This is a genomic window from Flammeovirga yaeyamensis, assembly GCF_018736045.1.
Taxonomy (GTDB): Bacteria; Bacteroidota; Bacteroidia; order Cytophagales; family Flammeovirgaceae; genus Flammeovirga; species Flammeovirga yaeyamensis.
Genome location: NZ_CP076132.1, coordinates 3,396,396 through 3,423,046, shown reverse-complemented (window position 1 = coordinate 3,423,046; position 26,651 = coordinate 3,396,396). Strand labels below are relative to the sequence as shown.

Annotated in this window: 26 protein-coding genes; 15 read left to right on the top strand and 11 right to left on the bottom strand. The window is 33.2% G+C overall.

The window, feature by feature from the left end; translation table 11 throughout:
• Nucleotides 1-41: 41 nt before the first annotated feature.
• Nucleotides 42-317, top strand: coding sequence for a type II toxin-antitoxin system Phd/YefM family antitoxin (locus tag KMW28_RS13390; protein WP_169666144.1), 276 nt, complete (start codon nucleotides 42-44; stop codon nucleotides 315-317).
• Complete coding sequence (locus tag KMW28_RS13385) at nucleotides 307-567, top strand: Txe/YoeB family addiction module toxin (protein WP_169666142.1); 261 nt, start codon at nucleotides 307-309, stop codon at nucleotides 565-567. The genes KMW28_RS13390 and KMW28_RS13385 overlap by 11 nt, the downstream gene beginning before the upstream one ends.
• 86 nt (nucleotides 568-653) lie before the next feature.
• On the opposite strand, the gene KMW28_RS13380 is transcribed toward KMW28_RS13385, so the two are convergent.
• Entirely contained in the window at nucleotides 654-1,541 is an 888-nt protein-coding gene (locus KMW28_RS13380) for a lysophospholipid acyltransferase family protein (protein ID WP_169666140.1), read from the bottom strand.
• 226 nt (nucleotides 1,542-1,767) lie between these two features.
• On the opposite strand from KMW28_RS13380, the gene KMW28_RS13375 reads away from it, so the two are divergent.
• Nucleotides 1,768-2,661: a Dyp-type peroxidase gene (locus tag KMW28_RS13375; RefSeq protein ID WP_169666138.1), complete on the top strand. Its 894-nt coding sequence runs from the start codon at nucleotides 1,768-1,770 to the stop codon at nucleotides 2,659-2,661.
• A 60-nt stretch (nucleotides 2,662-2,721) separates the two neighbouring features.
• On the opposite strand, the gene KMW28_RS13370 is transcribed toward KMW28_RS13375, so the two are convergent.
• Nucleotides 2,722-3,261: a sugar O-acetyltransferase gene (locus KMW28_RS13370; RefSeq protein ID WP_066206053.1), complete on the bottom strand. Its 540-nt coding sequence runs from the start codon at nucleotides 3,259-3,261 to the stop codon at nucleotides 2,722-2,724.
• Between the two features lie 171 nt (nucleotides 3,262-3,432).
• On the opposite strand from KMW28_RS13370, the gene KMW28_RS13365 reads away from it, so the two are divergent.
• The 3 genes from KMW28_RS13365 to KMW28_RS13355 all read left to right on the top strand — a co-directional run bounded on the left by KMW28_RS13365 (nucleotide 3,433) and on the right by KMW28_RS13355 (nucleotide 5,821).
• Entirely contained in the window at nucleotides 3,433-4,371 is a 939-nt protein-coding gene (locus KMW28_RS13365; protein WP_169666136.1) for a hypothetical protein, read from the top strand.
• A gap of 133 nt (nucleotides 4,372-4,504) precedes the next feature.
• Nucleotides 4,505-4,768 carry a rhodanese-like domain-containing protein gene (locus KMW28_RS13360; protein WP_169666134.1) on the top strand — a complete coding sequence of 88 codons (264 nt, stop codon included), beginning with the start codon at nucleotides 4,505-4,507 and terminating at the stop codon, nucleotides 4,766-4,768.
• 180 nt (nucleotides 4,769-4,948) lie between these two features.
• Nucleotides 4,949-5,821, top strand: coding sequence for a MaoC/PaaZ C-terminal domain-containing protein (locus KMW28_RS13355; protein ID WP_169666132.1), 873 nt, complete (start codon nucleotides 4,949-4,951; stop codon nucleotides 5,819-5,821).
• Here the strand turns inward: KMW28_RS13355 and KMW28_RS13350 are convergent.
• The gene (locus KMW28_RS13350; RefSeq protein WP_066206068.1) at nucleotides 5,818-6,333 is read right to left on the bottom strand and encodes a GNAT family N-acetyltransferase; all 516 of its coding nucleotides are present in this window, start codon (nucleotides 6,331-6,333) and stop codon (nucleotides 5,818-5,820) included. The genes KMW28_RS13355 and KMW28_RS13350 overlap by 4 nt on opposite strands.
• A 223-nt stretch (nucleotides 6,334-6,556) precedes the next feature.
• On the opposite strand from KMW28_RS13350, the gene KMW28_RS13345 reads away from it, so the two are divergent.
• The 3 genes from KMW28_RS13345 to KMW28_RS13335 all read left to right on the top strand — a co-directional run bounded on the left by KMW28_RS13345 (nucleotide 6,557) and on the right by KMW28_RS13335 (nucleotide 9,031).
• On the top strand, nucleotides 6,557-7,360 hold the full coding sequence (locus KMW28_RS13345) for a tRNA pseudouridine synthase A (RefSeq protein WP_169666130.1): 804 nt from the start codon (nucleotides 6,557-6,559) through the stop codon (nucleotides 7,358-7,360).
• A 436-nt stretch (nucleotides 7,361-7,796) separates the two neighbouring features.
• Nucleotides 7,797-8,702 carry a hypothetical protein gene (locus KMW28_RS13340; protein ID WP_169666128.1) on the top strand — a complete coding sequence of 302 codons (906 nt, stop codon included), beginning with the start codon at nucleotides 7,797-7,799 and terminating at the stop codon, nucleotides 8,700-8,702.
• Nucleotides 8,699-9,031: a tRNA-binding protein gene (locus KMW28_RS13335; protein ID WP_169666126.1), complete on the top strand. Its 333-nt coding sequence runs from the start codon at nucleotides 8,699-8,701 to the stop codon at nucleotides 9,029-9,031. Before KMW28_RS13340 ends, KMW28_RS13335 begins: the two co-directional genes overlap by 4 nt.
• A gap of 36 nt (nucleotides 9,032-9,067) precedes the next feature.
• Here KMW28_RS13335 and KMW28_RS13330 read toward each other — a convergent pair whose 3' ends face one another.
• Together KMW28_RS13330 and KMW28_RS13325 are read right to left on the bottom strand one after the other, a co-directional pair.
• A complete protein-coding gene (locus KMW28_RS13330) occupies nucleotides 9,068-9,388 on the bottom strand; it encodes a DUF3467 domain-containing protein (RefSeq protein ID WP_044226643.1) in 321 nt (106 codons plus the stop codon).
• 6 nt (nucleotides 9,389-9,394) lie between these two features.
• Nucleotides 9,395-9,649, bottom strand: coding sequence for a hypothetical protein (locus KMW28_RS13325; protein ID WP_066206081.1), 255 nt, complete (start codon nucleotides 9,647-9,649; stop codon nucleotides 9,395-9,397).
• Between the two features lie 154 nt (nucleotides 9,650-9,803).
• Between KMW28_RS13325 and KMW28_RS13320 the strand changes: the two genes are divergently transcribed.
• Nucleotides 9,804-11,420, top strand: a complete 1,617-nt coding sequence (locus KMW28_RS13320) for an ABC-F family ATP-binding cassette domain-containing protein (protein ID WP_066206088.1) — start codon at nucleotides 9,804-9,806, stop codon at nucleotides 11,418-11,420.
• A gap of 88 nt (nucleotides 11,421-11,508) precedes the next feature.
• On the opposite strand, the gene KMW28_RS13315 is transcribed toward KMW28_RS13320, so the two are convergent.
• Nucleotides 11,509-12,066 (bottom strand): 1-acyl-sn-glycerol-3-phosphate acyltransferase, encoded by a 558-nt coding sequence (locus KMW28_RS13315; protein WP_066206089.1) that lies wholly within the window; start codon nucleotides 12,064-12,066, stop codon nucleotides 11,509-11,511.
• Nucleotides 12,067-12,248: 182 nt separating this feature from the next.
• Between KMW28_RS13315 and KMW28_RS13310 the strand changes: the two genes are divergently transcribed.
• Nucleotides 12,249-13,079: a PstS family phosphate ABC transporter substrate-binding protein gene (locus KMW28_RS13310; protein ID WP_066206091.1), complete on the top strand. Its 831-nt coding sequence runs from the start codon at nucleotides 12,249-12,251 to the stop codon at nucleotides 13,077-13,079.
• 11 nt (nucleotides 13,080-13,090) lie between these two features.
• Nucleotides 13,091-15,643: a SpoIIE family protein phosphatase gene (locus KMW28_RS13305; RefSeq protein ID WP_169666124.1), complete on the top strand. Its 2,553-nt coding sequence runs from the start codon at nucleotides 13,091-13,093 to the stop codon at nucleotides 15,641-15,643.
• Nucleotides 15,644-15,682: 39 nt separating this feature from the next.
• Here the strand turns inward: KMW28_RS13305 and ruvC are convergent, their stop codons facing one another.
• Both ruvC and KMW28_RS13295 read right to left on the bottom strand, forming a co-directional pair.
• Nucleotides 15,683-16,246, bottom strand: coding sequence for a crossover junction endodeoxyribonuclease RuvC (gene ruvC, locus KMW28_RS13300; protein ID WP_169666121.1), 564 nt, complete (start codon nucleotides 16,244-16,246; stop codon nucleotides 15,683-15,685).
• Nucleotides 16,247-16,388: 142 nt separating this feature from the next.
• Nucleotides 16,389-16,766: a hypothetical protein gene (locus tag KMW28_RS13295; RefSeq protein ID WP_169666119.1), complete on the bottom strand. Its 378-nt coding sequence runs from the start codon at nucleotides 16,764-16,766 to the stop codon at nucleotides 16,389-16,391.
• Between the two features lie 556 nt (nucleotides 16,767-17,322).
• On the opposite strand from KMW28_RS13295, the gene rsmG reads away from it, so the two are divergent.
• The 3 genes from rsmG to menD are packed head-to-tail and all read left to right on the top strand — an operon-like array spanning nucleotide 17,323 to nucleotide 20,653.
• Complete coding sequence (rsmG, locus tag KMW28_RS13290) at nucleotides 17,323-17,961, top strand: 16S rRNA (guanine(527)-N(7))-methyltransferase RsmG (RefSeq protein ID WP_169666117.1); 639 nt, start codon at nucleotides 17,323-17,325, stop codon at nucleotides 17,959-17,961.
• 5 nt (nucleotides 17,962-17,966) lie between these two features.
• Nucleotides 17,967-18,941 carry a polyprenyl synthetase family protein gene (locus KMW28_RS13285; RefSeq protein WP_169666115.1) on the top strand — a complete coding sequence of 325 codons (975 nt, stop codon included), beginning with the start codon at nucleotides 17,967-17,969 and terminating at the stop codon, nucleotides 18,939-18,941.
• 5 nt (nucleotides 18,942-18,946) lie between these two features.
• Nucleotides 18,947-20,653: a 2-succinyl-5-enolpyruvyl-6-hydroxy-3-cyclohexene-1-carboxylic-acid synthase gene (gene menD / locus KMW28_RS13280; RefSeq protein WP_169666113.1), complete on the top strand. Its 1,707-nt coding sequence runs from the start codon at nucleotides 18,947-18,949 to the stop codon at nucleotides 20,651-20,653.
• Nucleotides 20,654-20,707: 54 nt separating this feature from the next.
• On the opposite strand, the gene KMW28_RS13275 is transcribed toward menD, so the two are convergent.
• The 3 genes from KMW28_RS13275 to KMW28_RS13265 all read right to left on the bottom strand — a co-directional run bounded on the left by KMW28_RS13275 (nucleotide 20,708) and on the right by KMW28_RS13265 (nucleotide 26,286).
• A complete protein-coding gene (locus KMW28_RS13275; RefSeq protein WP_169666111.1) occupies nucleotides 20,708-21,373 on the bottom strand; it encodes a DUF2461 domain-containing protein in 666 nt (221 codons plus the stop codon).
• 39 nt (nucleotides 21,374-21,412) lie between these two features.
• Nucleotides 21,413-22,780: a histidine-type phosphatase gene (locus KMW28_RS13270; RefSeq protein ID WP_169666109.1), complete on the bottom strand. Its 1,368-nt coding sequence runs from the start codon at nucleotides 22,778-22,780 to the stop codon at nucleotides 21,413-21,415.
• A gap of 203 nt (nucleotides 22,781-22,983) precedes the next feature.
• Nucleotides 22,984-26,286, bottom strand: coding sequence for a glycoside hydrolase family 38 N-terminal domain-containing protein (locus tag KMW28_RS13265; protein ID WP_169666107.1), 3,303 nt, complete (start codon nucleotides 26,284-26,286; stop codon nucleotides 22,984-22,986).
• Nucleotides 26,287-26,651: the final 365 nt, after the last annotated feature.

Sequence of the window (26,651 nt, the reverse complement as noted above, 5' to 3'; positions counted from 1 at the left end):
ATAATGCATTATATTGCGTACATAATTAAATACATAATTACATGCTTATTACTTCAATAACCAATTTCAGAAATAACGCAAAAGAGTGGTTAGATAAGATAACTAATAACTCTGAAGAACTTGCTATAACCACAAAAAAAGGTAATTACATTATTGTAGAAGAGGCTGAATATAGATCTTGGAAAGAAACATCGTATATTCTCAGTGACAAAGATATTGTTGATGAAATTAAACAGTCTGATCATGATCGTAAAGAAGGCCGTTCAAAGAGTTTTGATAATGTCGATGATCTTTTTAACCACCTAGATGAACTTTAAAACTACAGCTACTTTTGATAAAGGATATAAAATCCTTAAAAAGAAAAATAGAAAATCGGATATGGATAAGATCAAGGAACTTATCCAAGACATCAGTATTAATGGTCTACTTTGTTGTAAAGGAAGTCCCGAAGCTCTGAAGAATAATTTATCTGGTTATTATTCAAGGAGAATCAATAAAAAAGATCGTCTTGTATATTATGTAGATGGTGATGACATCTATTTGTATAGTTGCTTTGGGCATTATTAAATTAAACAATAAAAAACCCATGACTTCAATCATGGGCTAATTAAAACGACCAAGAGGTTTCTTCCAACTTAGTCAAATATATTTCCTTAAAAAGAAGCAGGAAGTACTTCCTCGTTTTCATTTCTTTTTCTCTTCCAACGCTTGTGTGTCCATAACCAATAGGGAGGATTTTCTTGAATTACTTTCTCTAAGAATCTATTATGACGTTCAGTAATAGCACCATGAGGTTCGTTTAATGGATCTTCAGTTACCACATCGAAAGTTAACTTATAATAGCCTCTTTTCACTTTAATCGTTTTAGTGAAAATAACCACCATATTGTGTTCTTTTGCATATTTCTCAGGCCCAAAGAAGCAAGCAGTTTCTTGATTCAGGAAATCAGTCCATATTACATTCTTACTGTAAGTGGGCGATTGGTCAGCTCCAAAAATAACAGCAAAAGGCTTTTCATGTTTTTCGCTAAAGAATTCTTTCGCTTCATTTTTTTCGATAAATACAGTACCGAATTGACTTCTAGATTCCTTCATACGCTTGTTGAAGAAATCGTTTGATAATTTAGAGAAAAGTGCATGGACTTCTCGTCCAACAGCCTTGGTAGCTGAAGTTGCAGCAAATTCAAAATTATTGAAGTGAGTACCAATAACACATAAGTTCCTGTCCTTATATTTATCGATCAGACCATTGTCATCATACTCAATATGCTGAAAGAATTCATCTTCCTTGATACTATATACCTTAAATGATTCTACGATCAAATCACATAAATGCACATAAAACTCTTTTTCAATCTCAATGATTTCATCATGTGATTTTTCTGGGAATGAGTTCTTAAGGTTCGTTCTCACCACACTTGTTCTATACTTTAAGATCCTGTATAAAACAAAATAAAGGAAATCAGAAATCTTGAATAAGATACTGAAAGGTAACAATGTGATTGGTTTAATAAATATGCCGTAAATAATCTTGGTGATCATTATAAAGTATAATTGTTATGGTTGATTTCACTGAAACGGTTCGAAAGGTAATCAATAAAATTCAAATCTTAATTTATTGTTACCAAGTATTATACAATGAAATAGGATAACTCTTTGAAGTCTAGTGATAAAACTCACTAATATTTGATAATGAAAATGGAAAAAAGAGACTCGAATACGTTAACTTTACAAGTGAATCTAAAATAAAAATTACTTATTAATTATAATGACAAATTATCAATTAGGCATCTTCAACGAAGAAGCAAACGTATTTAACGTTTCAGAATTCAAGGTTACATCAAGTGATATCCCTTCGATCAAAAAGGCAATTAAAAAAGCGATTAAAACAGAAGACGAAGGGATAGAAGTAGTTGTATCTTTCGGGAAAGATGTATTAGATAAAATATCAGCAGCACATCTACCAGAAAAACTAAATTCATTTAAGACGTTGGAAGGTCAGAATGGATATTCAATGCCATCCACTCAAGCGGATATTTATTTTAGAATTGTAGGTGTTGATACATCTGCAGTGTTAGATCAAACATTAAAGATTCAAGAATCATTAACTGATGTTGCCGAAGTGGTATTATCAGAAAATGGATTTGTATATAAAGACCATAGAGACTTAACAGGTTTTGTGGATGGATCTGCCAATCCTAAAGAAGAAAAGAAATATGCTGCTGCTTTAATTCCAGCAGGTGAAAAAGGAGAAGGTGGATCTTTTGTTTTTCATCAGAAATGGGTGCACGATTTACAGAAGTTTAATGAACTGCCAGTAAGTGTTCAAGAAAAGATTATTGGTAGAACGAAAGTAGATTCTATTGAGTTAGAAGGTGACGATATGCCAGTAGATTCTCACGTATCTAGAACAGATGCGAAGCATGATGGAGTGGCTATGAAGATTTGGAGAAGATCTTTCCCATTTGGATCAGCTAAGGAAAGAGGATTAATGTTTATCTCATACACTTGTGATCCTTTCCGTGTAGACATTCAATTAGATAGAATGTTGGGTAATACAGAAGATGGACACTCAGATCAAATTATGAATTATTCTACTGCTGTTACAGGTGCTTATTCTTTTGCACCATCGACTAACGATCTAGCAGAAATATTGGATTAGAAATATACTATTTAAAAAAGCCGTCTAAAACATAGTATAATGATTTAGACGGCTTTTTTATTATATATGTTTTATCACTTTGCAAGGGTTGCCTACAGCAACAGTATTAGAAGGAATGTCTTTTGTGACGACACTTCCTGCTCCGATAGTGACATTGTCTCCAATAGTCACCCCAGGTAGAATCACTACATTTCCTCCAATCCAAACTCGGTTTCCAATTTTGATAGGTTTACCAAATTCAACACCATTACTTCTTTCAATAGGATCAACGGGATGTCCAGCAGTCGCAATTAGTACATTAGGTGCGATAAAAACATGATAACCGATTTCAACAGGAGCAACATCCAAGATGGTAAGGTTGAAATTACTATAAAAGCTATGGCCAATTTTTATGTTATATCCATAATCAACTCTAAATGGAGCTTCGATATGTGCATTAAATTCTTGTCCGAATAATTCATCCAAGACCTCTTTTTTAAGATCTACAGGAGAATCATTGTATTCTTTCATTAATTTTTTCGCTCTTTTTCTATCTGCTACTAAAGAAGGTTCATCCGCATTATAGGGTAAACCATTGATCATTTTTTCTTTTTCAGTCATATTGATAACGTTAGTTTGTGTTTAAACTAAATATACGAGTTGTTGATTTTAAGTCGATTAAGATTATTGGTGTTTTAATAATACTTAACATAATGAATAAATATTCATTTATACACCACTTAAGGTGTTAAAAAACCGTAAAATATATAGCATCAAATAACTTATGAAATTATGAAACTCACAAAAATCTTAGTAGCTGTTGCTTTATCATCAGCATTATTTAGCTGTGATAATACGAATAAAATAGAACCAGAAAATATTCAACCTCAAACTGAAAGTCCAAATCAAACACCTGATGGACAAAGTGCGACCACAAATTTTGATAAAATTACATTGGGTACTCCAACAGTGGAAGATTCGAAAGATATACAATTAGTTGAAAGTAATTCATTTGCTGTCGATCATCAGATTAACGATATGGTAGTGAATGGTAATAAAATATATGTAGTAGATGGGGGTGCTTTTGATAATCAAGTAGTGGTTATGGATATTGCAAATGGTCAGAAGACATCATCATTTAAAACGGGTAATTATTCTACTGTTACTTATAACAAGGCAGGTTTGGTAGTTGTAGAAGCTGGTGAGGATATCATACAATTGGGTTTGGATGATCAAGGAGATATCACCACTGAAACCATGAAAAAAGATAATCCATATGGTACAATGTTCTTAAACTATGTCTTAGTGGATGGTAATCATACGTATTGGTTTGACCCATCTGAAAAAATTAAAGATTATACACTTGATAATGGAGTCTTAAAAGATAATGGAACACTAGACTTTACATTAAGCTTTGGTATGAATGCTACTCAAGATGCTAATTATATTTATGCATACAGTGGGGGTAAAGTGGCTATTATTAACAAGGAAACAGGCGATTTATTTAAAACTTTGTCAGGTTTAAAAGGTAAAGTGACTCTTGCTGTGAATAGTAATTATTTATTTGTTGCAGAAAGAGATGACAATACCCTAACTGTTTACCATAAAACATCATTAAAAGAAATGGCTTTAATAAAATTGAATGATATATCTGAAATTGGAGCAAATGAAGACAAAGTAGTTGCTTACTCGAAAGATGATAAAAAAGTAACTGTCTTTGATATTCAATAAAGAATTTATTTGTACTGTACTATCGATTCTAAAGAAGCCGACGAATTTCGTTGGCTTTCTTTTTATGTGATAAATGTTACAATCGGCGAATAATCAATCTGTTACATTTGTATTGTACTAAAATAAACATGATATGAACTATAAAGAATTAATACAAAACGGTGCAACATTAATTGATGTACGTTCTGAAATGGAGTTTGATGAAGGACATATTGAAAATGCCATTAATATCCCAGTAAACGATATTCAAGCAAGAATACAAGAGGTAAAGGACATTAATTCACCAATTGTTTTATGCTGTTTGTCTAGAGGTAGAGCAGGTGTTGCAAAAGCATTAATTGAGGCAGCAGGCGTTAAAGAAGTTTATAACGCTGGAGGCTGGCAAAGTTTATTGTAATTAATATCGGAAATAGATGAGTTAAAGCATATGTTGTTTTCAGCATATGCTTTTTTTTATATTTGTGTATTGTATCGTGATACACATTAAATTTTTTAAAATTACACCTGCACTGTTTGAACGAATGAAAGCGTATTTTATTCGTTTAGCTTAGGAATACATGAATAACTTTTTGATATAATGAAGAAGACACAGTTTGTTTGGGAACAGAGGAAAATGATCGGAATGATTACGAGGATATTTTTCAAAACGATTTTTCCGTTTTTAGAATCTTCTAATAAAAAGGATATTCCAGTTCTTGAAAAAACGCTAAAACAACCAACAGATAAACTTATTGAAGCTTACTCATTATGGTCAGGTACAGACGTATCTAAATATTCAGATAGCGTTCCTCCTCATATGTTTAGTCAATTTGCACTTCACTTAGGAATGTCTTTATTGTGCATGGTGCCTTATAAAATCTCAAAAATCATTAATCAAGGTGTGAATTTAAAGGTGTACGGTAAGCTAAGTAGAGATAAGACACTTTTTGCAAAAACAGAAATTATAGATATAACTGAAGATAATGGTAGAGCAAGAGTAAAGCAGAAATTATATGTGGGTCATCAAAAAGAGGAAACTATTATAGAAGTGACTTTATTCTCTGCTTTTATTATCGGAAAGAAAAAGAAGACCACCACTTTTGATCGTACGGAGATAGAAATGACCACCGTTGGAGAATGGTCAGTTTTAGAAGAAGCAGGATATGAGTTTGCACAGTTAACAGGAGATTTTAATCCAATACACTGGGTAGATTTTATTGCACAGAAAACACCATTTAAGAAAAAAATTCTTCATGGTTTAGGTCAATTAGCAAAAACATTTGAATCAGTGGAAAAAGAAAAAGGCCCGATAAAAGAAATTGAGTTAAAATTTATCAAGCCTGTTGTATTACCAAATAATAAAGTAGAGGTATCAATTTCTACTAATTATATCGAAAAGGACATCAATAAGTTAGTATTGAGCGATACTAATGGTAAAAATTTATCCGTAGGTCATATATCATTTATTTAAACTAAATGATATACTTTTTTGTATAATATATCTTTTACCATTTCAAATCCTGTATCTTCAATTAAGATAGGCCATGACATAAGATTCATTGGCACAGCATTACCATCATCTGTTAAAGGTGGTTGTTCAAAATTATTGTTGTTGAATTTGAAACCAGATTTCTCGTAGAATTTAATACGTTTCTGACTCACTTCTGATGTAGGTTTTTCTACTTCTAAGACAATACAATAGTGTCTAAATTGCTGAGTAAAGAAGTTTAGAAATCTAGTACCAAGGCCTAAACCACGTGATTCTTTTGCCATAGCATAGTACTCGATATAAATAAAATTATCAAGCTGTCTATAGGCAATTAAACCATAGAGTGTATCGTGTTCATAAATGCCTTTGAAATGCAATTCTCCTTCATGCATTAGCTGAAGGATGTCTTCTTTACTTCTTTGTTCGTCTTCGGGAAAAGAATAGGAGTAAATATTCCATAGTTCTTCAAAGTTCCCATCAATTATTTGTATCATTTTCATTATAGTTTAGAATAATCAATAGTACGATTATAAATCGCCATTGTTATTGGGGTTTAGCATTAGTCACAATAATTTACAAAATTTCTCATCTAAAAACGTATTTTATTAAACATATTTTAAGGATGAGGCGATATAATTTAAAAATCCGAATATATAATACAAGGTATAGGGAAGGGTGTTAAATTTGAAACATCCAAAAAGTTGAAAAGTATTTAAAATGAAAAATAAAAGACATAATTACCTTATCGAAATTCAATATTGTGGATATCGTTTTCACGGATGGATGATACAGCCAGGTTTTAAAACTGTTCAAGGAATGATTAATAAAACCATCAACTTTGTTTTAGGTGGTGAAGTGAAGTTTAAAACATTGGGGACATCTAGAACAGATACTTATGTTTCGGCCAATCATTCTGCTTTTGAATTATTTGTCTGGCAAGAATTAGATGAATCAGAATTTTTTGATTTGTTCAATAAGAATCTTCCACAAGATATTAAAGGACTCTCGATTCGAAAGGTAGACGATAAATTCAACATCATTCAGGATAGTAAAACAAAAGAATATCAATATTTATTTACTTTTGGTGAGAAGATACATCCTTTCTGTTCACCTTATATGATAAGCATCCAACATGATTTGGATATTGAATTAATGAAAGAGGGAGCAAAGTTATACGAAGGTACTCATTACTTTGGTCGCTTTTGTAAGCAACCCAAAGAAGGAGTGAGTCTTGAAAGGACAATAGATTATTGTGAGATTAAAGAGAACACAGAAATTCAAGCGACTTTCTTTCCTAAAAAATCATATATCTTTTATGTACATGGTAAAGGTTTTATGCGTCATCAAGTACGTATGATGATCGGTACTTTATTTATGCTTGGAAAAGGGGAATTATCACTTGATGATATTAGAGAAGCATTATTACCTAATGATAATCGAACACAATTAGGCTATGTAGCACCAGCTTCGGCACTAAACCTTCATAAAATCACTTTTGATAAAGATTTTGAAGAAGTATAAACAAAAACAAGTCATATCCAGTGGATATGACTTGTAAATTCCTTTAATAACCCAAAAACTATTTCTTATTGCTGCTTTATGAGTATAAATATAAGACGAAAAATTTGTAATCTCCAAAGTGATATTTGGTTAAATTTAACAACACTATAGTGTGTACAATGTTAAATGCATAATGTAAAAATATGTTAATTAACTGATTTGAATGTAATTATTTAAAGAAATAACATGACTATATGAATATGTATTTTAAGGTATCAAAATATTATTTGGAAAAATAAACATAATTCAAAATCGTATATAAATTCGTTAGTAGAATTATTAGTGTTGTGTTATGAAAAGTTAAAATTAATTTTTCTCATTGAATCTCTTATTTTTACATCATTAATTTTGGAAACATTTTTGAGACTAACTTTTTTAAAACAAACACTTATTTTTTATGAAAAAGGGATTACTAATCGTATTTCTATTATTTTTTGTTGGTGGTGGAGCAGCTATATTTTATTTCTTTTATGCCGGAGAAATCAAGAATACACTACAGTTTGATGATAGTAGGTTTGTGAACATTCAAGGTTTTCTAAAACAAGGAAAACTGGAAAGTTTACAACAAGCCAAGCTTCAGTTATCTTTATTATCAAGTGACTACAAAAAGGATAGCGTAATAATTCTGAAGAACCAGTTGAATGAGACAGCTATGACTCAAGCTAAACTAAGTTTGAAGAAAGGTTGGTATGGATCAGCAGAAAAATTCTTAAGCCTCATTTCAAATGATTATAAGAAAGAGGAAGTGGATCGATTAAGATATAAATTATCTACAGCGACTTTAGAAGAAAACATCAATAAGACTAAAGTATATATTAAAGAGCGAAATGTAGATAAAGCTAAAGTATATTATGCTAAAATTGATACGTCTTATTCTAAAAAGAAGAGAGATCTATTATTATCAAAAATAGATGATTTAGACAACGAGTTAAAAATTGAAAAAGTAGAAAAATTGATGGCAGAAAAAGAATTTGATGATGCCCGAGATCTACTTGCAGAAGTTGATCAGGATTTTGATACCAAAAAAATTGCAAGCTTGTCTGATCAGATAAATGAAAAAGAAAAAATAGCCTCATTACTCGACGATGAAGGAGCAATTATCGCTGTAGTAGAAGAGGTGAAGAAAAATATGAACGATCCTGAGTCTTTTGAACACGTAGAAACAACGGTTTACGAGAAGGGAAGAAATCTACAAGCATCCATGAGGTATAGAGAAATAAATACTTATGGGGCTAAAGAATTAAAAGAAATTCAGGTGAAATTAAGTAAGGACGGAAACATTAAAAAGATATCAAACAAATGATAGGTTGGGACGATTTTACTAAGATTGATATGAGAGTAGGGACTATTATTCACGCTGAAGTGTTTGAGGAGGTAAGGAACCCTGCTTATAAATTAAAAATTGATTTTGGTGAGGATATTGGAGTTAAAAAATCGTCTGCTCAAATCACTAAAGTATATCAACCCAAAGAACTTGTTGGAAAGCAGGTGGTCGCCGTGGTGAATTTCCCACCTAAACAAATTGCCAATTTTATGTCGGAATGTTTGGTGATGGGAGCTATAGGAGAAGACAAAGAAGTGAACTTAATTACTATGGACAATCCTGTGGCGAATGGTCAAAAAATTGGGTAACAAAAAAGGACACATTTTAAAATGTGTCCTTTTTTGTTATTGTGGCTCTTGGTTTGTCATTCCAAAATTCATTGGAAATTTTGGAGCCTCTTCAGTTTTACCAATTGGTCCAAACTGAGCTTCATATTTTTTTAGGTTATCCTGAAGTGCCATATACAGTCTCTTAGCATGTTCTGGTGTTAGGATAATTCTTGATTTTACTTTTGCTTTAGGTAAGCCGGGCATCATACGAATAAAATCGATCACAAACTCAGAATTAGAGTGAGCAATCATAGCTAAGTTCGCATAAGTACCTTCAGCTACATCATCAGTAAGTTCAATATTGATTTGATTTTCTGGTTTCTTTTCTTGATCCATGATATCTTAACTTTTATCTTCTTTTGCTAATAAATATGCTCCAGCATGAAGCATTTCATAAATTACATAATAATATCCACCTAGAGGGTGGTCTTCATCATATTTATCACTTTCTGCAAGCATTTCAAAAGCAGCCTCTATCACTCTTTCTCTAAATTTACCTGAGACAAATTCTTTCGTGATTTTAGCAGCAGCTTCATGTTCAGACTCTTTAGAAAGGTCTTTATATTTTTTGATTAATACCGCGATTTGTTCATTCATACGGCAATTTAGTTTATTAGAAACATAAATAGAGAATTTGAAGGATAAAAACTTATATTTAATCGTTTTATTCAAAACTATTTATATCTCAAATTTTTATACTTTAACACAAAATCCTACTTTTGCACCTACATTGAAAATCTCATAATATATAATGATTACAGTTTCAAACTTAGGCGTACAATTTGGTAAGCGTGTGCTTTTCCAAGATGTCAATCTTAAATTTACTGAAGGTAACTGCTATGGTATCATCGGTGCTAATGGTGCAGGTAAATCTACATTCATGAAAACACTTTATGGTGCACAAGATCCTACTAGAGGTAGTGTATCCATTGGTAAAGGAGAAAGACTTTCTGTTTTAAAGCAAGATCACCACGAATTTGACGAATCTACAGTATTGGATACTGTAATGATGGGTCACGATGAACTATGGGCTATCAAAAAAGAGCAAGAAGATCTTTATGCTAAAGAGGACTTCAACGAGCAAGATGGTATCCGTATTTCTGAATTGACAGAGCGTTTTGAAGATCTAGACGGATGGAATGCTGAGTCGGATGCAGCCAACTTATTAAGTGGTCTTCACATTTCTGAAGATTTGCATTACTCTACAATGGCCAACTTAAGTGGTAAGCAAAAAGTACGTGTGTTATTGGCACAAGCTTTATTTGGTAAGCCAGATAACTTATTACTTGATGAGCCTACCAACGACTTGGACCAAGAGACGATCTCATGGTTAGAAGATTACTTGGCTAACTTCGATAGAACGGTATTGGTAATTTCTCACGACCGTCACTTCTTAGACTCAATTTGTACACAGATTGTAGATATCGATTTCCAAAAGATTTCTTTATTCTCTGGTAACTACTCATTCTGGTATCAATCAAGTCAGTTAGCTTCACGTCAGCAAGCGCAACAAAACAAGAAAGCTGAGGAGAAAATCAAAGAATTGAAAGAATTCATTGCTCGTTTCTCTGCTAACGCTGCAAAGTCGAAACAAACAACTTCTCGTAAGAAGATGTTGGAGAAATTGAATGTAGAAGAAATTCAGCCTTCATCAAGAAAGTACCCAGGTATTATCTTTACTCCAGAAAGACAAGCAGGTAACAATATCCTTGAGGTAGAAGGTTTAACTAAATCTATCGACGGGGAAACGATCTTTAAGAATGTTGAATTCAACATGCAAAAAGACGATAAAATCGTATTCATTTCAAGAGACCCAAGAGCCATGACTGCGCTTTTCGAAATCTTGAATGAAAAAGACACAGATTTTGAAGGTGAGTTCAAATGGGGTGTAACTATCACAACAGCTTATTTACCTTTGGAACATGGTGAGTTCTTCCAAAACGATCTAAACCTTGTAGATTGGTTAGGTCAATATTCTCATGATACTTCTGAAGCATTTATTAGAGGTTACTTGGGTAAAATGTTGTTCTCTGGTGAAGAGATCTTTAAGCAATCATCTGTACTATCAGGAGGTGAAAAAATGCGTTGTATGATGTCTAAAATGATGTTGACTGATGCGAACTGTTTGATCTTGGATACTCCAACCAACCACTTGGACTTGGAATCTATCCAATCATTAAACAACTCATTGATTAATTTCCCTGGTAACATCTTGATGTCATCTCATGACCACGAGGTAATCCAAACTGTATGTAACCGTGTGATCGAATTAACTCCTAACGGAATCATCGATCGTCATATGCCATACGATGAGTATATCTCAAGTGAACAAATCAAAGAATTGAGAGAAAAGTTATATGCTAAATAGTAGATAACTGATAGATATATAAAAGGCCGAATCAATATAACTTGATTCGGCCTTCTTTTTTATATACTAGATCAAATAGTGGTTTGAACTATAATTCTGATTTAAGTATTCCTTTTTCTGGATGCTTTCCTGTAAAGTCGCTTAAATATGTTTTGATTTTAAGAATATCAGCTTCCTTATCATCAGATGGCATGAAATAATCTCCAATGACTACTTCTTTTCTTTTAAAACAGAAACCAATCATAATAATAGGAATATTTGCTCCTCTAGCAATATGCCAAAAACCGCTTTTCCATTTAGGACTGTAAGACCTTGTTCCTTCAGGAGTTACTGCTATAATCAATTCTTCACGAGCATTAAACTCATTGATTGCTAAGTCCACTAAACGAGTGTTATTTTTCTTTCTGTCTACAGGAATTGCTCCTAACTTGATCAGTAGTTTGCCTAGAGGTCCTTTACATAGATCACTTTTGATAAAATATTTTGACTCTAAACCTAATATAGCTCGAGCAGGAACGCCTACCATAAAGTCCCAAAAACTAGTGTGTGGTCCAACTACAACAACACATTTTTTTAAATGATATGGAACCTCTCCTGTCACTTTCCAACCAAAAAATTTGAAAAGCCACACCCACAGTTTTATCATATTATTAACATTAAGTTCATTAGTGAATACATTGATAATCAACAAAAGTATGAAATTCGTCTAAAATTATTACATTTTTTTCTTAAATGAATGCAATGAGTAGTGATTAAAATGTAAAACTCTGTTACGAATAATGTAACATCAGAAATCAATATTTGCGTAACAAAATTAAATTAAGCAAAATGAATATTTCAACAAAGGGGTTGACTTTTATCACGCTCTTCTCAATTGTCATTTTTGGTAAACAACTATCAGCTCAAGAAATACTAAACACAAAAGGGAGTGATACGATGCTTCCTTTAGTCACAGCACTTGCTAATAATTACGACAATAGTAATGAGCCTGTTGAAGTAGTAGGGGGAGGTAGTTCTCTTGGCTTCAAAGGGTTAAAAAGCTTTGAGACAGAATTGGCATTGTCTTCTAGAAAAGTGAAATCAACTGAAAAAACCAATATAGAAGAGAATATCGATCAGTTAATTGAAAAGGTGATTGCCTACGATGCATTGTCTATTATTACTCATCCTTCTAACTCAGTAACAAAGCTTACGCTCACACAATTAATAAAAATATATAAAGGGCAAATTACGAATTGGTCACAACTTGGAGGAGAAAACCTCCCAATAACCGTCATTTCTAGGGATAAAAATTCTGGTAGTTATGGTTTTATGACATCCGTTGTGGTAAAAAGTGATGAACTTCCAGAAGATTATATTGAAGTACATTCGAATGCAGGTGTTGTGGAGAATGTAAGCAAGATCAAAGGGGCTATTGGTTATTGCGGTATCGCATATGTAGAAGAAGTGGTACAACCTTTATCTATTAGTGAAAAAGGAGGGAATTACGTTTACCCATCATTTAGAAATGCATTAAGTAAAACATATCCACTCTCAAGACCTCTTTATTTTTATTACAGAATTTCTGATAAATCAAAAGTAACTTCATTTGTAAGTTTTGCTTTATCAGATAAAGGTCAACAAATAATAGCTCACAAAGGATATATTCCAGTATTCTAACTCAAAAAGCCATGAAACTAACTCCCAAAAAAAGACAAGCTAAAAGTATAAAGACAAGACTAATCTGGTCTTTTGCAGCCAACATTTTAATCATTTTCTTATTATTTTCAGTATATGCTTATATTCGAAGTGTAACGAATAAAGCAGAACAAGTAGCGTTGGAATTGGATGAAATTACATCCAACATTCAAGATCTAAAATCAGATAAACAATCATTTCTTTTAACAGAGACAATTAACCCGTCTTTTTATGAAACTAAGGAAAATGATTATCTAACCACTCACGAAGAAAATTTAAATAAAATTCAAGAAAAACTAGAGGAGATGTACACTAATTCTTATGTACATTCCGCTAAGGTGATTCCTGAATTAAGGGAACTGGAAAAAGACCTTCAATCTTATTCAACGATTTTCGATAGCTTGGTTTCTGTACAGTTGAAAAGAGGTTTTAAAAGTTATGGTACAGAGGGCGACATGAGGCGTTCTATCTATTCTGTGATGAACTCTGGATACTCACTTGATCAAGTTAAAATTCTTATGTTAAGAAGACATGAGAAGGATTATATCTTAAGAAAAGATACGCAATATGAAGAAAAGTTAAGCAAAGTTGTCGATCAACTTATAGGAGATATTAGTCGAATGTCTATTGATAAATATGGAAAGATTTATCTAAATGGAGCATTAGAAAAGTACAGAGAAAATTTCCGTGCTTTAGTAAAATTAGATGAGCAACTAGGTTTTTATGGACACCCTGGAATTAAAGATCGTCTGGATACTCAATTAGCTGCAATTGAGGGAAAACTAAAAAGTATTCATCATTTAATTGTTGATTATAATAATTTTTGGAAAAAACTAAATATTGTAGTGTTAATAGTTTTTGCACTGTCAATATTATCAGTAAATGCAATTCTACTTTTCTATTTACTAAGTAGACTAGGTAAGCCTATCAATAAATTATCAAAATCTATTCAGAAAATTGTAGAGGATGATTTTATTGGCGAATTATATACGATTAAAACAAAGGATGAAATAGGTGATTTATCCAACGATTTTAATTATATGATTGAAAGGATGAATGAAAGGACTGAGGAGATTGAAATTCAAAAAGAAGAACTTGCTCAGACGTATGATAAAATTGAAACAATTCGTCAAATTGGAGCCAAAATCAGTAAGCATTTAAAAGTGGATAAAATTGTACAAGAGTTCTATCACTCTCTAAATAATACGTTAGAATTCAATTCATTTTTAATTGGTATCTATCAAGAAAATAAACTTCATTACAGAGGTTATAGTGTTGAAGGTAAACCTTATGCTTTTGATAGATCAATTTCAGAAAATAATCATTTAGGGGTTCAGTGTTATGAGAGACAAGAACCAATTGTTTCTAATAACTTTTTATCATCTCCTGAGTTGAAACATTTCCTACCTGTTACAACATCAGAAAGAGTAAATTCATTAGTGTATTTACCATTGACTTCATCTTCAAAGAAATTGGGTGTTTTAGCGGTACATAGTGAACATATTAATGCTTATTCTGATGTTCAAATTAACATGTTGGGAAGTATTGTGACTTATCTGATTAACGCTTTAGATACTGCGGTAAATTATCAGAATATGGAATCTCAAGTGGAAGCAAAAACTGCAGAGATAGACAAACATCGTCAGCAACTACTTGATAATAATGAAATCCTACAAGGTACTTTGTTGCAGTTGGAAGAAAAAAATAAGCAGCAGACTTCTAGTATTCAGTATGCTAAGCGAATTCAACAAGCATTATTACCTAATATTTCATTGATAAGATCTTCTTTTAACGATGCTTTTGTTTTTTACAGACCAAAAGATATTGTTAGTGGAGATTTCTATTGGTTCGAACAAAAAGGTGATCTGATCTATATGGCGGTAGCTGATTGTACAGGACATGGTGTTCCGGGGGCCTTTATGTCAATTCTTGGAAGAGAGATTTTATCTAATTTGGTGAATTCTAAAAAGTTTACATCACCTGCTGAGTTACTTGATGAATTACATGTTCGTATTCGAGTTGTACTGAAACAAGACAAAATGAATAATAAGGACGGAATGGATATTGGTATTTGTATTTTAGACGAATCGTCCAATGTTTTAAAGTTTGCCGGTGCACATCATCCACTTTATTTAGTAAGAAGGGAAGGAGGAGCGAATTTAATTGATGTAATTGATGGTAATAAACAATCTATTGGTGGACATATCTTTAAAAAGAAAGAATACGAGAAATTTAAAGAACACACTATTGATTTATCAAGAAGAGGTGATATTCTATCTTTTTACATGTGTACGGATGGTTATCAAGATCAATTTGGAGGTCCTGAAGGGAGGAAATTCTACAAGAAAACGTTTAGAGAGTTGATGAGCAATATTGCGGATAAGCCGATGTATGTTCAAAAATCTCTAATGGCCATAAAAATTGATGAATGGATGGGAGAACACAGTCAGACAGATGATATTCTGATTATAGGATTCCAACCTAAAAAAGAAACTAAAAGGATTACATTAGACCTTTCGAGTATTGATGAAATCCTAAATGTATAAAACCCTTAGAGGTTGTTTCAAATAAAACTGAAATGACCTCTATTTTTTTGATAACCGATCTGGATTTTCTTTTAAAAATGCTGACCAAGATTTTTTAGTTGAAACATTTTGACCCTTTTGGTAAGAATGACAAACGGCCACCCCCAAAGCATCAGTGGCATCCAAAAGGACATTGTCTTCAACTTTAAACTTTAGAAGTTTCATCAGCATATGAGCGACCTGTTCTTTAGAAGCATTACCATTACCTGTTACAGCAGCTTTTACTTTTTTGGGAGCATATTCTGTAATAGGTATATCACGAATTAAGGCTGCAGACATTGCAACCCCTTGAGCTCTACCTAATTTTAACGCAGATTGTATATTTTGTCCAACGAAAGGAGCCTCCAATGCCATTTCATCAGGACCATATTCTTCAATCAAATGAGCTATTCTCTCATGGATCTTTCTAAGCTTGATCGCATGATTTGCATATTTCTTCAAATGTATCACTCCATATTGTACAAGACTTAATTTTTGACCTTTCACCAAGATCAAACCATATCCCATCTCTTGCGTTCCTGGATCTATACCCAAGATTAATTTCTCTTCCACTTTTTGTCTCATTCAATACTACCGATCTTCCATAAATATGGATAATAAAACATATGATCTATCAAAATTAGACAAAAAAAATGGGATCTCCGACCTAGAGATCCCTTACAGTTATGCAACTGTGAACAAACCACCCAAAACCTTTAATGTTTTGTTATGCCACCTTAGAAATCTTTCTTTGCCAAATGGCAGCTTCCTCAGGCGAATCAAATAATGTTATTTTTAAACTTGGCTCGTTTTCTAATAAATTTTCTAAATTAATTATTGAAAATTGAGTAAAAGGGTCGCATTCATCTTCGATGATGACACCAAAATTTTCGACTTTAAGTAATTTGATCTTTGGTAAATACCAGCTCACCATCCATGGGTTAGAGCTCATCCAGCCAGACTCTATAAATCGAGCATCTAATAATACCGTTTTAGGTTTATTATTTTGGATACTCTGTAATGTTGTCTCTAGGTGTTCATTAAATTGTTCGGGAAGAAAGAACCCCCTCATTCTTATACTCAGCACACCAGTCCTGGAGTTCATATCAGTGGTAAAGTTGGTCATATTCGATAGGTTTTTGAGATATTGTTTGCCTCTACTACATCACATGAATAGAAAATGTTCACCATGCATGTACAGTTCTATGTATGATTTTACTTTGATGTTGATGTATTAATATAGAAAAATAGCTTCTAAGTGAATTTCTATAGATGAAAAATACTCAAAACCATTAGTTTACACGATAATAAATCGTTAAGATCATTATTCTTCATAAATCTTACATTGTATAATCAAATGATTTGATGAATCTTCATATCTAATAGTTCTTTGATATTGTTGATGAGAACTCATTTTAAATGACTTTCAAATTGAAAAACTGTCATCTTTCTCCATCAAAAGATTACAGTTGAACTGAATTATTCCTTTTTCGATGCTTTAATTGAAAAAAAATCGACAATGAATTTAAAGGAAAGCCAAAAAAAGAAGAATACATCAACGAAATATATTAGTTTTGGCATTGAATGAATGATTAGAGTTTTATAATTCCCCTGATCTTCATCAAGTAATTTATATTGGCGAGTAATTTAAGCATATTCGAATGGGTAATATTGATATCATAGAGAAATATTTTGACAATCTAACCGATGTACAAAAACATCAGTTCAGACAATTACAAGATCTTTATGCAGAATGGAATGAGAAAGTAAATGTCATTTCAAGAAAAGATATTGAGAATCTTTATGAACGTCATATCCTTCATTCATTAAGTATTGCTAAAATTATCGAGTTTAAACCTGGTAGTGAGATTCTAGACGTAGGAACTGGCGGAGGCTTTCCAGGTATTCCATTGGCCATTCTTTTCCCTAAAGTAAAATTCCATTTGGTAGATTCTATCGGGAAAAAAATCAATGTAGTTAACGAAATTGCGAAAACAATTGGTCTAACTAACGTTATAGCAGAACAAATTCGTGCTGAAAAAGTTGATGGAGAATATGACTTTGTGGTTTCAAGAGCTGTGACTAGAATCGATGTTCTTTACAAATGGGTGAGAACAAAGGTGTCTCACCAACAAGGCCATGAATTAAACAACGGAATTATCTGTTTGAAAGGTGGCGATCTAAAAGAGGAGTTCTCTAAATTAAACAAGAAGAAATTCACTTTAACACCAATGACAGATATCTTCGAGGAAGATTTCTTTGAAACCAAAAAAGTTGCTTACGTTCCTATTGCTAGGTAAAGAATATGTCCAAAAAAGTCAAAGATTTCCAAATACCAGTGCAAGAGCAAATGCTCATCTTCGAAAAGAAGTTTAGAGAGCATATGCGTACAGATGTAGCTCTACTCGATAGAATTATGAGCTATATCGTAAAGAGTAAAGGCAAACAAATGCGCCCCATTTTAGTTTTTCTTACTGCAGGGGCAACTGGTCAAATTGAGGATCAAACATATAGAGGTGCTTCTTTAATCGAATTGCTGCATACAGCTACACTCGTGCACGACGATGTGGTAGATGATGCCGATTACCGTAGAGGTTTTTTCTCGATTAAAGCACTTTGGAAAAATAAAACAGCCGTATTGGTAGGTGATTATTTACTATCAAGAGGTTTATTACTTGCTGTGGATAATGGCGACCACGAGTTGCTTAGACATGTATCTACAGCAGTAAAAGAGATGTCTGAAGGCGAATTGATGCAAATTGAGAAAGCACGCCGTTTAGATATCACTGAGGAAGTATACTTTGAGATTATTCGTCAGAAAACAGCTACTTTAATTGCCGCTTGTACAGCAGTAGGGGCAGCATCAAGTGGAGCATCTGAAGAAGTGATCAAAAAGATGCACAAGATGGGAGAGAAGATTGGTATCGCTTTCCAAATCAAAGACGATTTATTTGATTATGGCACCGACGAAATTGGTAAGCCGTTGGGTATCGATATCAAAGAAAAGAAAATGACGCTTCCTTTAATCTATGCATTAAACAATGCCAAGTGGTTAAAGAAGAAAGAGGTGATTTTCAAAATCAGAACTCAAAATACCAATCAGAAAGTCGTTCGTGAAATTATTGAGTTTGTAAAATCTTCTGGTGGATTAGAATATGCAGAAGAAAAAATGCATGAATACATCAAAGAAGGTAGAGCGATCTTAGACGAACTTCCAGATTCTGAATATAAAACTGCTTTGCATCAGTTGATCTCTTATGTAGTAGAACGTAAGAAATAATTTACATGAGCCAACACCGTAAAGATTTACTTGTAGAAGTAGGCAACTTTGTCGAACAACTTTACCAAAAAGGAGTAAGGGATGTTGTTTTATCTCCCGGTTCCAGAGTTGCACCTTTAGCTTTGGCATTTGCAAGGCACCCTCAAATAAACACTAAAACTGTAAGCGATGAGCGTTCAGCTGCTTTTATTGCTTTAGGTATCGCTCAGCAAACGAATTTACCTGTGGCCATTGCCTGTACTTCCGGTACAGCAGCATTAAATTATGCACCTGCAGTTGCGGAAGCTTATTATCAAAGAGTTCCCTTAATTGTGATCACAGCAGATCGTCCTACAGAATGGATCGATCAGTGGGATGGACAGACAATTCAACAACAGAACATTTTTGGTAAGCATATAAAGAAAGCATACCACATGCCGGTAGATCTTTCTCATGAGGATGCTAAATGGTATCGTCAGAGAATTGGGGCAGAGGCCATGTGCAATGCTTTAGAATATCCTTCAGGCCCTATCCAAATCAATTGGCCATTACGTGAGCCCTTTTATCCTGAAGAAGGGGAGCATTTCATTTATGAAAGCACTCCACAATCCACAAGAGAAATCATTCAATCAGAACCTTATTTAGATCAAGAAACGTGGGAAGAGAAACTAATTCCACTTTTTGAATCGAATAAGAAAGTTCTGATTATTGCTGGTCAACAGCAGAGAAACGACTATATCGTTGAGTATTTAAATCAGCTTAATGTCCCCGTTGTTTCTGATATTATCTCTAATTATGGATCTGTAGATCAAGCCATCATACATCAAGATGTCTTTTTGACGCCGACAGTAATAGAAGAGTTACAACCTGATATCGTCATTACTTTTGGAATGAGTGTCATTTCTAAGAACTTGAAATTGTTTTTAAGAAAGAATCCTCCAAAATATCAATTACATATTCAAGAAGCAGGTGAAGTGCCTGATCCTTTCCAATCATTATCTACGGTTATCCGCTCAACACCAGAAGCATTTTTCGATCAATTATCCGACTTCGAATTATCTTTTGATGATGATTTCCTAAACCATTGGAAAGAGGCAGATGATAAGGTGAAAGCGAACAAAACCGATTTCTTTGATTTACTATCTTTCTCAGAATTGGAGATCGTCAATCATCTCATCAATGAATTGCCAGAAAATGCTGTCTTGCATTTAGCTAACAGTATGTCTGTACGTTATGCCAACTTTATTGGTTTGCAAAGACCCGATATAGATGTTCATGCGAACAGAGGAACGAGCGGTATCGATGGAAGTACAAGTACAGCAATTGGTCATGCAATATCGGATAAGGACAGACCTCATTTCTTACTTACAGGAGATTTGGCTTTCTTTTATGATAGAAACGCATTTTGGAATAATTACCTGCCTTCTAATCTGAACGTTCTTCTTTTGAATAATCAAGGAGGCGTGATATTTAGGATGATTGATGGACCGACAAGGCAACCTGAGTTAGAGGAATATTTCGAAACAGAACAAAGAACCAATGCACATCATTTGGCCAAAGAATTTGATGTTCATTATTGGGGAATCAATTCCAAAGAAGAGTTCTACTTCAATTATCAGGAGTTTTTAACTAAGAACGATAAACCATCGATTTACGAAGTGTTTACGAATAAGAATATAAGTAAGAATACCTTTAAAGCATTTAAGAAAGAAGGTATCTATACAAAACAATAAACCATATGTATCAAAAACCCCGGATTTAAATCAGGGGTTTTTGATACATATGGTTTATATAATACTTTCTCCATTGAGGTCTGTCGTTAAAACATTTGACATATAATCAAAGAATGGTCTTAATGCGATAAATGTCTTTACTACTTCTTCTACAAAGTTGTCTTTCAACACCTCTTCGTTAGAGAAAAACCTCATAGCATAGAATTGTTTCTTTCTGATCAATTCGATGGCAGGGTCGTTTTTATCGTATCCCTTTGGAGCCGTTTTCACTCCATCGCCTTCAAGCGTACCAAAGTATTTCTTGAAGGTCGGGTCTTCTATGATTCCTCTAATTTCTTGATCACCAAAAGTAAACTCATCACGAATTCTCTTCAAATCATCTTTATTGGGAGCATAGAAACCACCTCCAATCATACATTTTCCATCTTCCAAATGAAAATAATATCCACCTCTAAGTGCTGGTTTTAAACGACTAAAATAGCCAGAAAACCATGTTTTATAAGGTGTTTTATCTTTTGAGAAACGGACATCACGATAAATTCTATAAATCTTATGACCCTCAATCTGATCTGTTTTATTTAATTCATCCTGAATTTGAGTGAATAACTCTTTAACCGTTTGATGATGCTTTTGATAAGTTGGTTTGTTTTCAGTGAACCAATCTTTATGATTATTTTCTTTTAAATCAGCTAAAAACTGAAATACCTCTTGTGTGATCATAGACTAATTAATGTTTTGGAAATTAAATATACCAAAACATTAAATAGAAAATAAAATATCGTTGTAATTCCCTCGGTGAACATTCAGGCCATATGATGTTAAAATTGACTCCATATAGTTATTATAGTCATCATATTTATAGATATGATCATTTTGATCTTCCAATGGCAGACTTACAGATTGTTCATTCCAACGAATTTGAATATATCTTTCACCACCTTTATTTAATAGGATCCAGGATATATTTGTGGCCATTGTAGAAATTTCTGTTTCATTCCACTCTTCTAGACTTCTCTCACCAATCTTATCCAAGTTTAAAAGAACAAGAACAGGTAAAACTGTGTTTGTATGTGCGAAATTAAAATTACCGGCGTAATCGGATTTGCCATTCACAAAGTCATTCATATTTGTATGTAAATACTTTAGAAACGTAATTCCATGTTTGTATGAAATATCACGCCCCTCATATCCTGGCCCTTTTTCAAAGAAGGAATGTATATCGTCTATTCTCGTTAATATTTTAGAGTCTTCAGCACTGAAAATTTCTAGATTAGGGTGACTTTCTAATTGTAAGTTTCTAGTAATCTTAAAACATTTGAAGAGGTTATAAATAATATCGTCTTTATTCGCAATAATTAGATTATGTTCATTGTCATAAAATCTTTTTTGCTTTTCATCTAAGTATTGTAGATAGGATTTTTTGAATAGGCTATTTAATATTCTATTCCTAACTTCGATATACGCTGTAGTTTTTTGATACTCTTGAATGTGGTTTAACCAACTTAAAGAATCAATGTATTGATTATAGTTTGGACAAATTTTAAATGCCCTTAAGATAGGATCATTAAATTCATCGTAGGTAATGTTGACGAATTTTGGATGATAACCTTTTGATTGAAGACCTTTATGAAAAGTAGTTCTAGAGTCTTGTGTCCTAGATTTAAATGTCGATGTACTCTTAATTTTTGGTTCATTATTGAAGTAATCTTCACATAGTTTCCCCATTCTTTGACCAAGCACTTTATGTTCTTTTTTACCTATTTCAGATAAATCACCGTACTTATTATGTTGGTATTTAACAAGTAACTTAATCTCCTCAAAGATGTGTTTACCTTGTTTTTTTAAGCCATCATTAAGCTTCGCATTTTCAAAAAGGTTATAAAGTACAACATCTTCTTTAGGTTCCAACATATATCTGGATCCATGACGAGACAAATACCCTACATAGTCAACGGCATACCCTTCAGGAAGTGCTTTTACAGATTTAAAATCATATGGTTGATGTTTTCCTAGTTCCCATTCATCATAGGTATCTATTTCATCACTTACATTGGTAGAATGACCACATCCAAATAAAAAGGATATGAAGATAAAGAAAACAATAGATCGATTTAATTTCGGTTTCATAATTATAGTGTTCCTCAAATCGTACAGCAGAGTTTTGATTAAAGGAGTCTTTAGCGATTAGTTCTATTTGATTGATTTAGTAGTACAAAGGTAGATATTAACAAAATTCAATGGGTTCAAAAAAAGTGAAATTGTGAATGGGTAAAGATTATAATATCAAAAAAAAAATGGTGATCAGTTAAAATTTCTGATCACCATTTAAATTATTTAATGTCCTTAACAGGTTCTTTTTCAATTAGTAAGAATCGAATGCCCCATCCAGGAACGTTTTCATTAGGTTGATAAGCACCTAAATCATCACCATGAATGTTCGATACTCGAATCTCTTTTACTTGTTTTGATGTTTCTAATGATAACTCTTTATCACCCGCAGAAGCATTTAAAACAGTCACTAATACCTGATCTTTTTTCATTGGTCTTGCCGCCGTAATGATCATTTGATTAGATGTAGGACGAACAAGTGGTAAAAACTCATTATTGCCATTTTCACTAATCAATAATGGTTGAGAAATTCCAGTACTAAACTTCTTTGCTTGGCTAGAAACATAAGCACCGTGAGGTTTCAATACGAAACGGAAATTATGCCATCCATCTTGACTCGCTTTGTAGTTTGTTTCCCAATAGTTGTTCATCAAATAAGCGTAAATCGTTTGAGTAGATTTCACTTCGTTTACCCATCCATAGCTTAATGCATCCGTTGTAATTTCACCTAGTTCGATCATTGGAGCATCTGGAGAAGCCCAAGTAACACCATGGTCTAAGTTCGAAACATCTACATAACGCTGAACCGTGAAATAGTTTTTACAAGAACCCGGTAATTGTTCTTTTTCTGGAATATACTCACCGAAAGGAACATCAATTCTAACAGTACCACCATCTACTTTGAAAGGGAATGCAATGTGAACACCTTCTGGATCGTAGATATTTGTTTTGTTGATTTTATTCTCGATAGCTACTTCATTAGAGTAAGCATTAATTGTAATCAAACGTTTCCACTCTTCCGTACCCGGAGCTGATGATGAAATTTCGATAGTCGAAGTTAAATCACCTTTTTCAATATATTTTATAGTAACATCATTACCCGTAGTTAAAGGAGATTGTGGGTTTCTTCCTTTTACATAGTAATAATCATTAATACCTTTTAAAGCTTTTGTATCAGCTAACTCTTTCTTTCTGATTTTATCATATAAAGATGTGATTGCACCAGTTTCAGGATTAATTTCTACTTTGATTTGGTCATTTTCAAAACCATTTTCATGGTTAATGACTTTTTTCACTGTAGAGGCTTCACCTGGAGTAACGAAAATCTCTTTAGAACCAAAACCAGGAATATTAGGAATCCATACGGCCAAGTTACCATTTGATGAACGTTGAGTAGGGAAGACGTCGCCCTGACGGTTCAAGACAATATCTCCTTGTTGCGATTGCTCTGCCGAAAGGGTAATCATATCTGCTCTTTCCCAAGAAACAGTGTTGGTTAAAGTTACCCCTTTTTCATCTTTTGTCGATGCCAATGCTTTTTGTAAAATTGCATCTGCAATACTATCCGCTTTAATAGCGAACGATTGTTTTACAGCCCATTGTGAGTGTACAAAATCAGCTTCTGGTTCTGAAATGGAGTTGTAAGCACCCCAAGTATGTTCGTTATATAAAAGCACATATCTCCATGCTTGCTCAAATTCTTTGTTAGGAATTTCAACATCATTCATTGATAATAATGTCATTGCTTGCGATAATTTCTCAGATGCATTTCTTACTAAAGCAGTTTCTTTTGATGTAGAACCTGCACCATCTTCCCAATATGGAGTGAAATCACCTTTAACTACAGGAAGTTCATCGCCATATTTATCTTCAAATGCTTTAAACGATTCTGTAGTTGTCGAAAGTAATACTTTTGGAGTTTCGTACTTTTCGTTCCAAGCTTTTACTGTTTCAGAGATTCCTTGATCTACTGGTCCGTTATCAGATCCTACTGTATAACGAAGTGTAGTGATGTCATAAGGATAATTTCTTTCGTTTAATTCGTTCAGGTAATCAAAAACTGATTTTGGAGTCAATAATACTTTCAAATCTGTAAAACCTAAACCAGTATGGAAGTGAGAATATCCTTTTTCATGTACCCAAACCAATACTTTTTCTTCGCCAGAAGGAGAACTCCAATAGAACGGACGGTCACCCCACGTAGAAATAGTAGATCCAATTCTATGGAAAACGTTGGTACCTGCAGATAAATATTTTACACCTGAGTGTGCTAATACTGGAACCATACCCCAAGTATAACCAGGAACGTCAGTAATCATAGCAGATTCTAAAGGAACACCTGCTTCTTTCGAAACTTCTAAAGCATCGAAAGTAGATTCTACCAACTCTTGAGGGTTAGATAAACCCGTTAACATGTTACCATATAAACCATCCAATTCGATAGAACCGTTTTGTACAGCCTCAATAAAAGCAGCTCTTTTTTCTGGAGTAGCATTTTTAAGGTAGCTTTCAACAGCCCACATTACTTCAACAGACCACTTAAATTTAGATCCTTCAGGGAAATCTTGTGTTTTCTGACTCATCATTACTGCGTCATCCAAGTTTTTCCATTGTACTTTTTCTACCTCATCTTGAGTATGAGTATATCCAATGTCAACATGAGAGTGGTGCAATAAGTATAAATCGTAGTGTTTTACAGGATCAACTGTAAGCATTCTGTCATCAAGAATTTCTTTACCTACTTTAACTTGAACATGTAAATCTTGTGGAGAAGTAACTTTGTCTACTTCAATTCTAAAGATGTTAGCACCAACATTCAGTTTTACTTTTTTCTTATCTTTTCCAGCAACAATTACAGCATCAGTTGGATTACCATAATGTAAAACAGTAGCTCTTAATTGTTGTTTTGGTCCTTTTTTAGTTTTAATCACTGCAGGTTCTTGTTTCCAGCTAACATTGCCACCAACACCATAACGGAAGACCATCATCCAGCTTGATTTTCCAACATTTGGCGCCACCACTTTCATACGGATAGGCTCACCTTTAGGAAGGTCTTCTGTTTTCACTTTTAAGAAGCCGTAACCAAAAAGATCACTGTAAGCATCAATCATTGTACCTTTAAAAGTAAATGTAGAGGCATTAGGACCTGTTGTTTCTACATCTTGTAAAATACTTTCTTCTGGAGCAGTGAATGTAAAATATTTTTTATCGTTGATATAGATATCATAGCTGTATTGTGCTCTATCGATATCTACACCCATAATTAAGCCGAATTCAACAAATTTACCATTGTAATTTTTGGGAACTTCTTCAGCTTCCCACTCCATTACTTCTTTGCCTTCTTCGCAACGCACAAGCATGGCTTTGTTTGCGTCTTCTTGAGGAGATTTATATGGCATAATATCTCCTTGCTTATATTTAGTAAAGCCTTTTAGGAACTTGCTATCTTGAGCAAAAGTGTTTGAAATTAGAATTAGCTGTAATAAAATGAAGCTAAATAAAATAGGTTTCTTTTTGAGATTCATTGCGGTGGACTTATTTAATCGATGGTTAGTGGATTATTGTCGAAAGTGTTAAAGAACACTCTCTAAATACCTTTATTCTCATACTTTAATTTGGTGTGATATGCTCAAGTCTATATGTTTAAACATACCTACAATGCAAAAATGAAAAATTTTGCGTAAAGTGTACACCTATTATTTGTTAAACCACATTTATTAACATTGTAAATTCAATCGGTTGAAGGTTTTTGTGATAGTGGTATTGTTGTCTTACTTAATTGTCTGTATTACAGGGGATACTTTTAGGATTAGGCTGTATAACAATCTAAATATTTGATTATCAAATGTCTTAATCTAATCATTAAAAAATGATGAATTTAATAGTCATA

Coding starts and splice junctions, on each gene's coding strand:
- KMW28_RS13390 (WP_169666144.1), top strand. CDS start 42: ATGCTTATTACTTCAATAACCAATTTCAGAAATAACGCAAAAGAGTGG.
- KMW28_RS13385 (WP_169666142.1), top strand. CDS start 307: ATGAACTTTAAAACTACAGCTACTTTTGATAAAGGATATAAAATCCTT.
- KMW28_RS13380 (WP_169666140.1), bottom strand. CDS start 1,541: ATGATCACCAAGATTATTTACGGCATATTTATTAAACCAATCACATTG.
- KMW28_RS13375 (WP_169666138.1), top strand. CDS start 1,768: ATGACAAATTATCAATTAGGCATCTTCAACGAAGAAGCAAACGTATTT.
- KMW28_RS13370 (WP_066206053.1), bottom strand. CDS start 3,261: ATGACTGAAAAAGAAAAAATGATCAATGGTTTACCCTATAATGCGGAT.
- KMW28_RS13365 (WP_169666136.1), top strand. CDS start 3,433: ATGAAACTCACAAAAATCTTAGTAGCTGTTGCTTTATCATCAGCATTA.
- KMW28_RS13360 (WP_169666134.1), top strand. CDS start 4,505: ATGAACTATAAAGAATTAATACAAAACGGTGCAACATTAATTGATGTA.
- KMW28_RS13355 (WP_169666132.1), top strand. CDS start 4,949: ATGAAGAAGACACAGTTTGTTTGGGAACAGAGGAAAATGATCGGAATG.
- KMW28_RS13350 (WP_066206068.1), bottom strand. CDS start 6,333: ATGATACAAATAATTGATGGGAACTTTGAAGAACTATGGAATATTTAC.
- KMW28_RS13345 (WP_169666130.1), top strand. CDS start 6,557: ATGAAAAATAAAAGACATAATTACCTTATCGAAATTCAATATTGTGGA.
- KMW28_RS13340 (WP_169666128.1), top strand. CDS start 7,797: ATGAAAAAGGGATTACTAATCGTATTTCTATTATTTTTTGTTGGTGGT.
- KMW28_RS13335 (WP_169666126.1), top strand. CDS start 8,699: ATGATAGGTTGGGACGATTTTACTAAGATTGATATGAGAGTAGGGACT.
- KMW28_RS13330 (WP_044226643.1), bottom strand. CDS start 9,388: ATGGATCAAGAAAAGAAACCAGAAAATCAAATCAATATTGAACTTACT.
- KMW28_RS13325 (WP_066206081.1), bottom strand. CDS start 9,649: ATGAATGAACAAATCGCGGTATTAATCAAAAAATATAAAGACCTTTCT.
- KMW28_RS13320 (WP_066206088.1), top strand. CDS start 9,804: ATGATTACAGTTTCAAACTTAGGCGTACAATTTGGTAAGCGTGTGCTT.
- KMW28_RS13315 (WP_066206089.1), bottom strand. CDS start 12,066: ATGATAAAACTGTGGGTGTGGCTTTTCAAATTTTTTGGTTGGAAAGTG.
- KMW28_RS13310 (WP_066206091.1), top strand. CDS start 12,249: ATGAATATTTCAACAAAGGGGTTGACTTTTATCACGCTCTTCTCAATT.
- KMW28_RS13305 (WP_169666124.1), top strand. CDS start 13,091: ATGAAACTAACTCCCAAAAAAAGACAAGCTAAAAGTATAAAGACAAGA.
- ruvC (WP_169666121.1), bottom strand. CDS start 16,246: ATGAGACAAAAAGTGGAAGAGAAATTAATCTTGGGTATAGATCCAGGA.
- KMW28_RS13295 (WP_169666119.1), bottom strand. CDS start 16,766: ATGAACTCCAGGACTGGTGTGCTGAGTATAAGAATGAGGGGGTTCTTT.
- rsmG (WP_169666117.1), top strand. CDS start 17,323: ATGGGTAATATTGATATCATAGAGAAATATTTTGACAATCTAACCGAT.
- KMW28_RS13285 (WP_169666115.1), top strand. CDS start 17,967: ATGTCCAAAAAAGTCAAAGATTTCCAAATACCAGTGCAAGAGCAAATG.
- menD (WP_169666113.1), top strand. CDS start 18,947: ATGAGCCAACACCGTAAAGATTTACTTGTAGAAGTAGGCAACTTTGTC.
- KMW28_RS13275 (WP_169666111.1), bottom strand. CDS start 21,373: ATGATCACACAAGAGGTATTTCAGTTTTTAGCTGATTTAAAAGAAAAT.
- KMW28_RS13270 (WP_169666109.1), bottom strand. CDS start 22,780: ATGAAACCGAAATTAAATCGATCTATTGTTTTCTTTATCTTCATATCC.
- KMW28_RS13265 (WP_169666107.1), bottom strand. CDS start 26,286: ATGAATCTCAAAAAGAAACCTATTTTATTTAGCTTCATTTTATTACAG.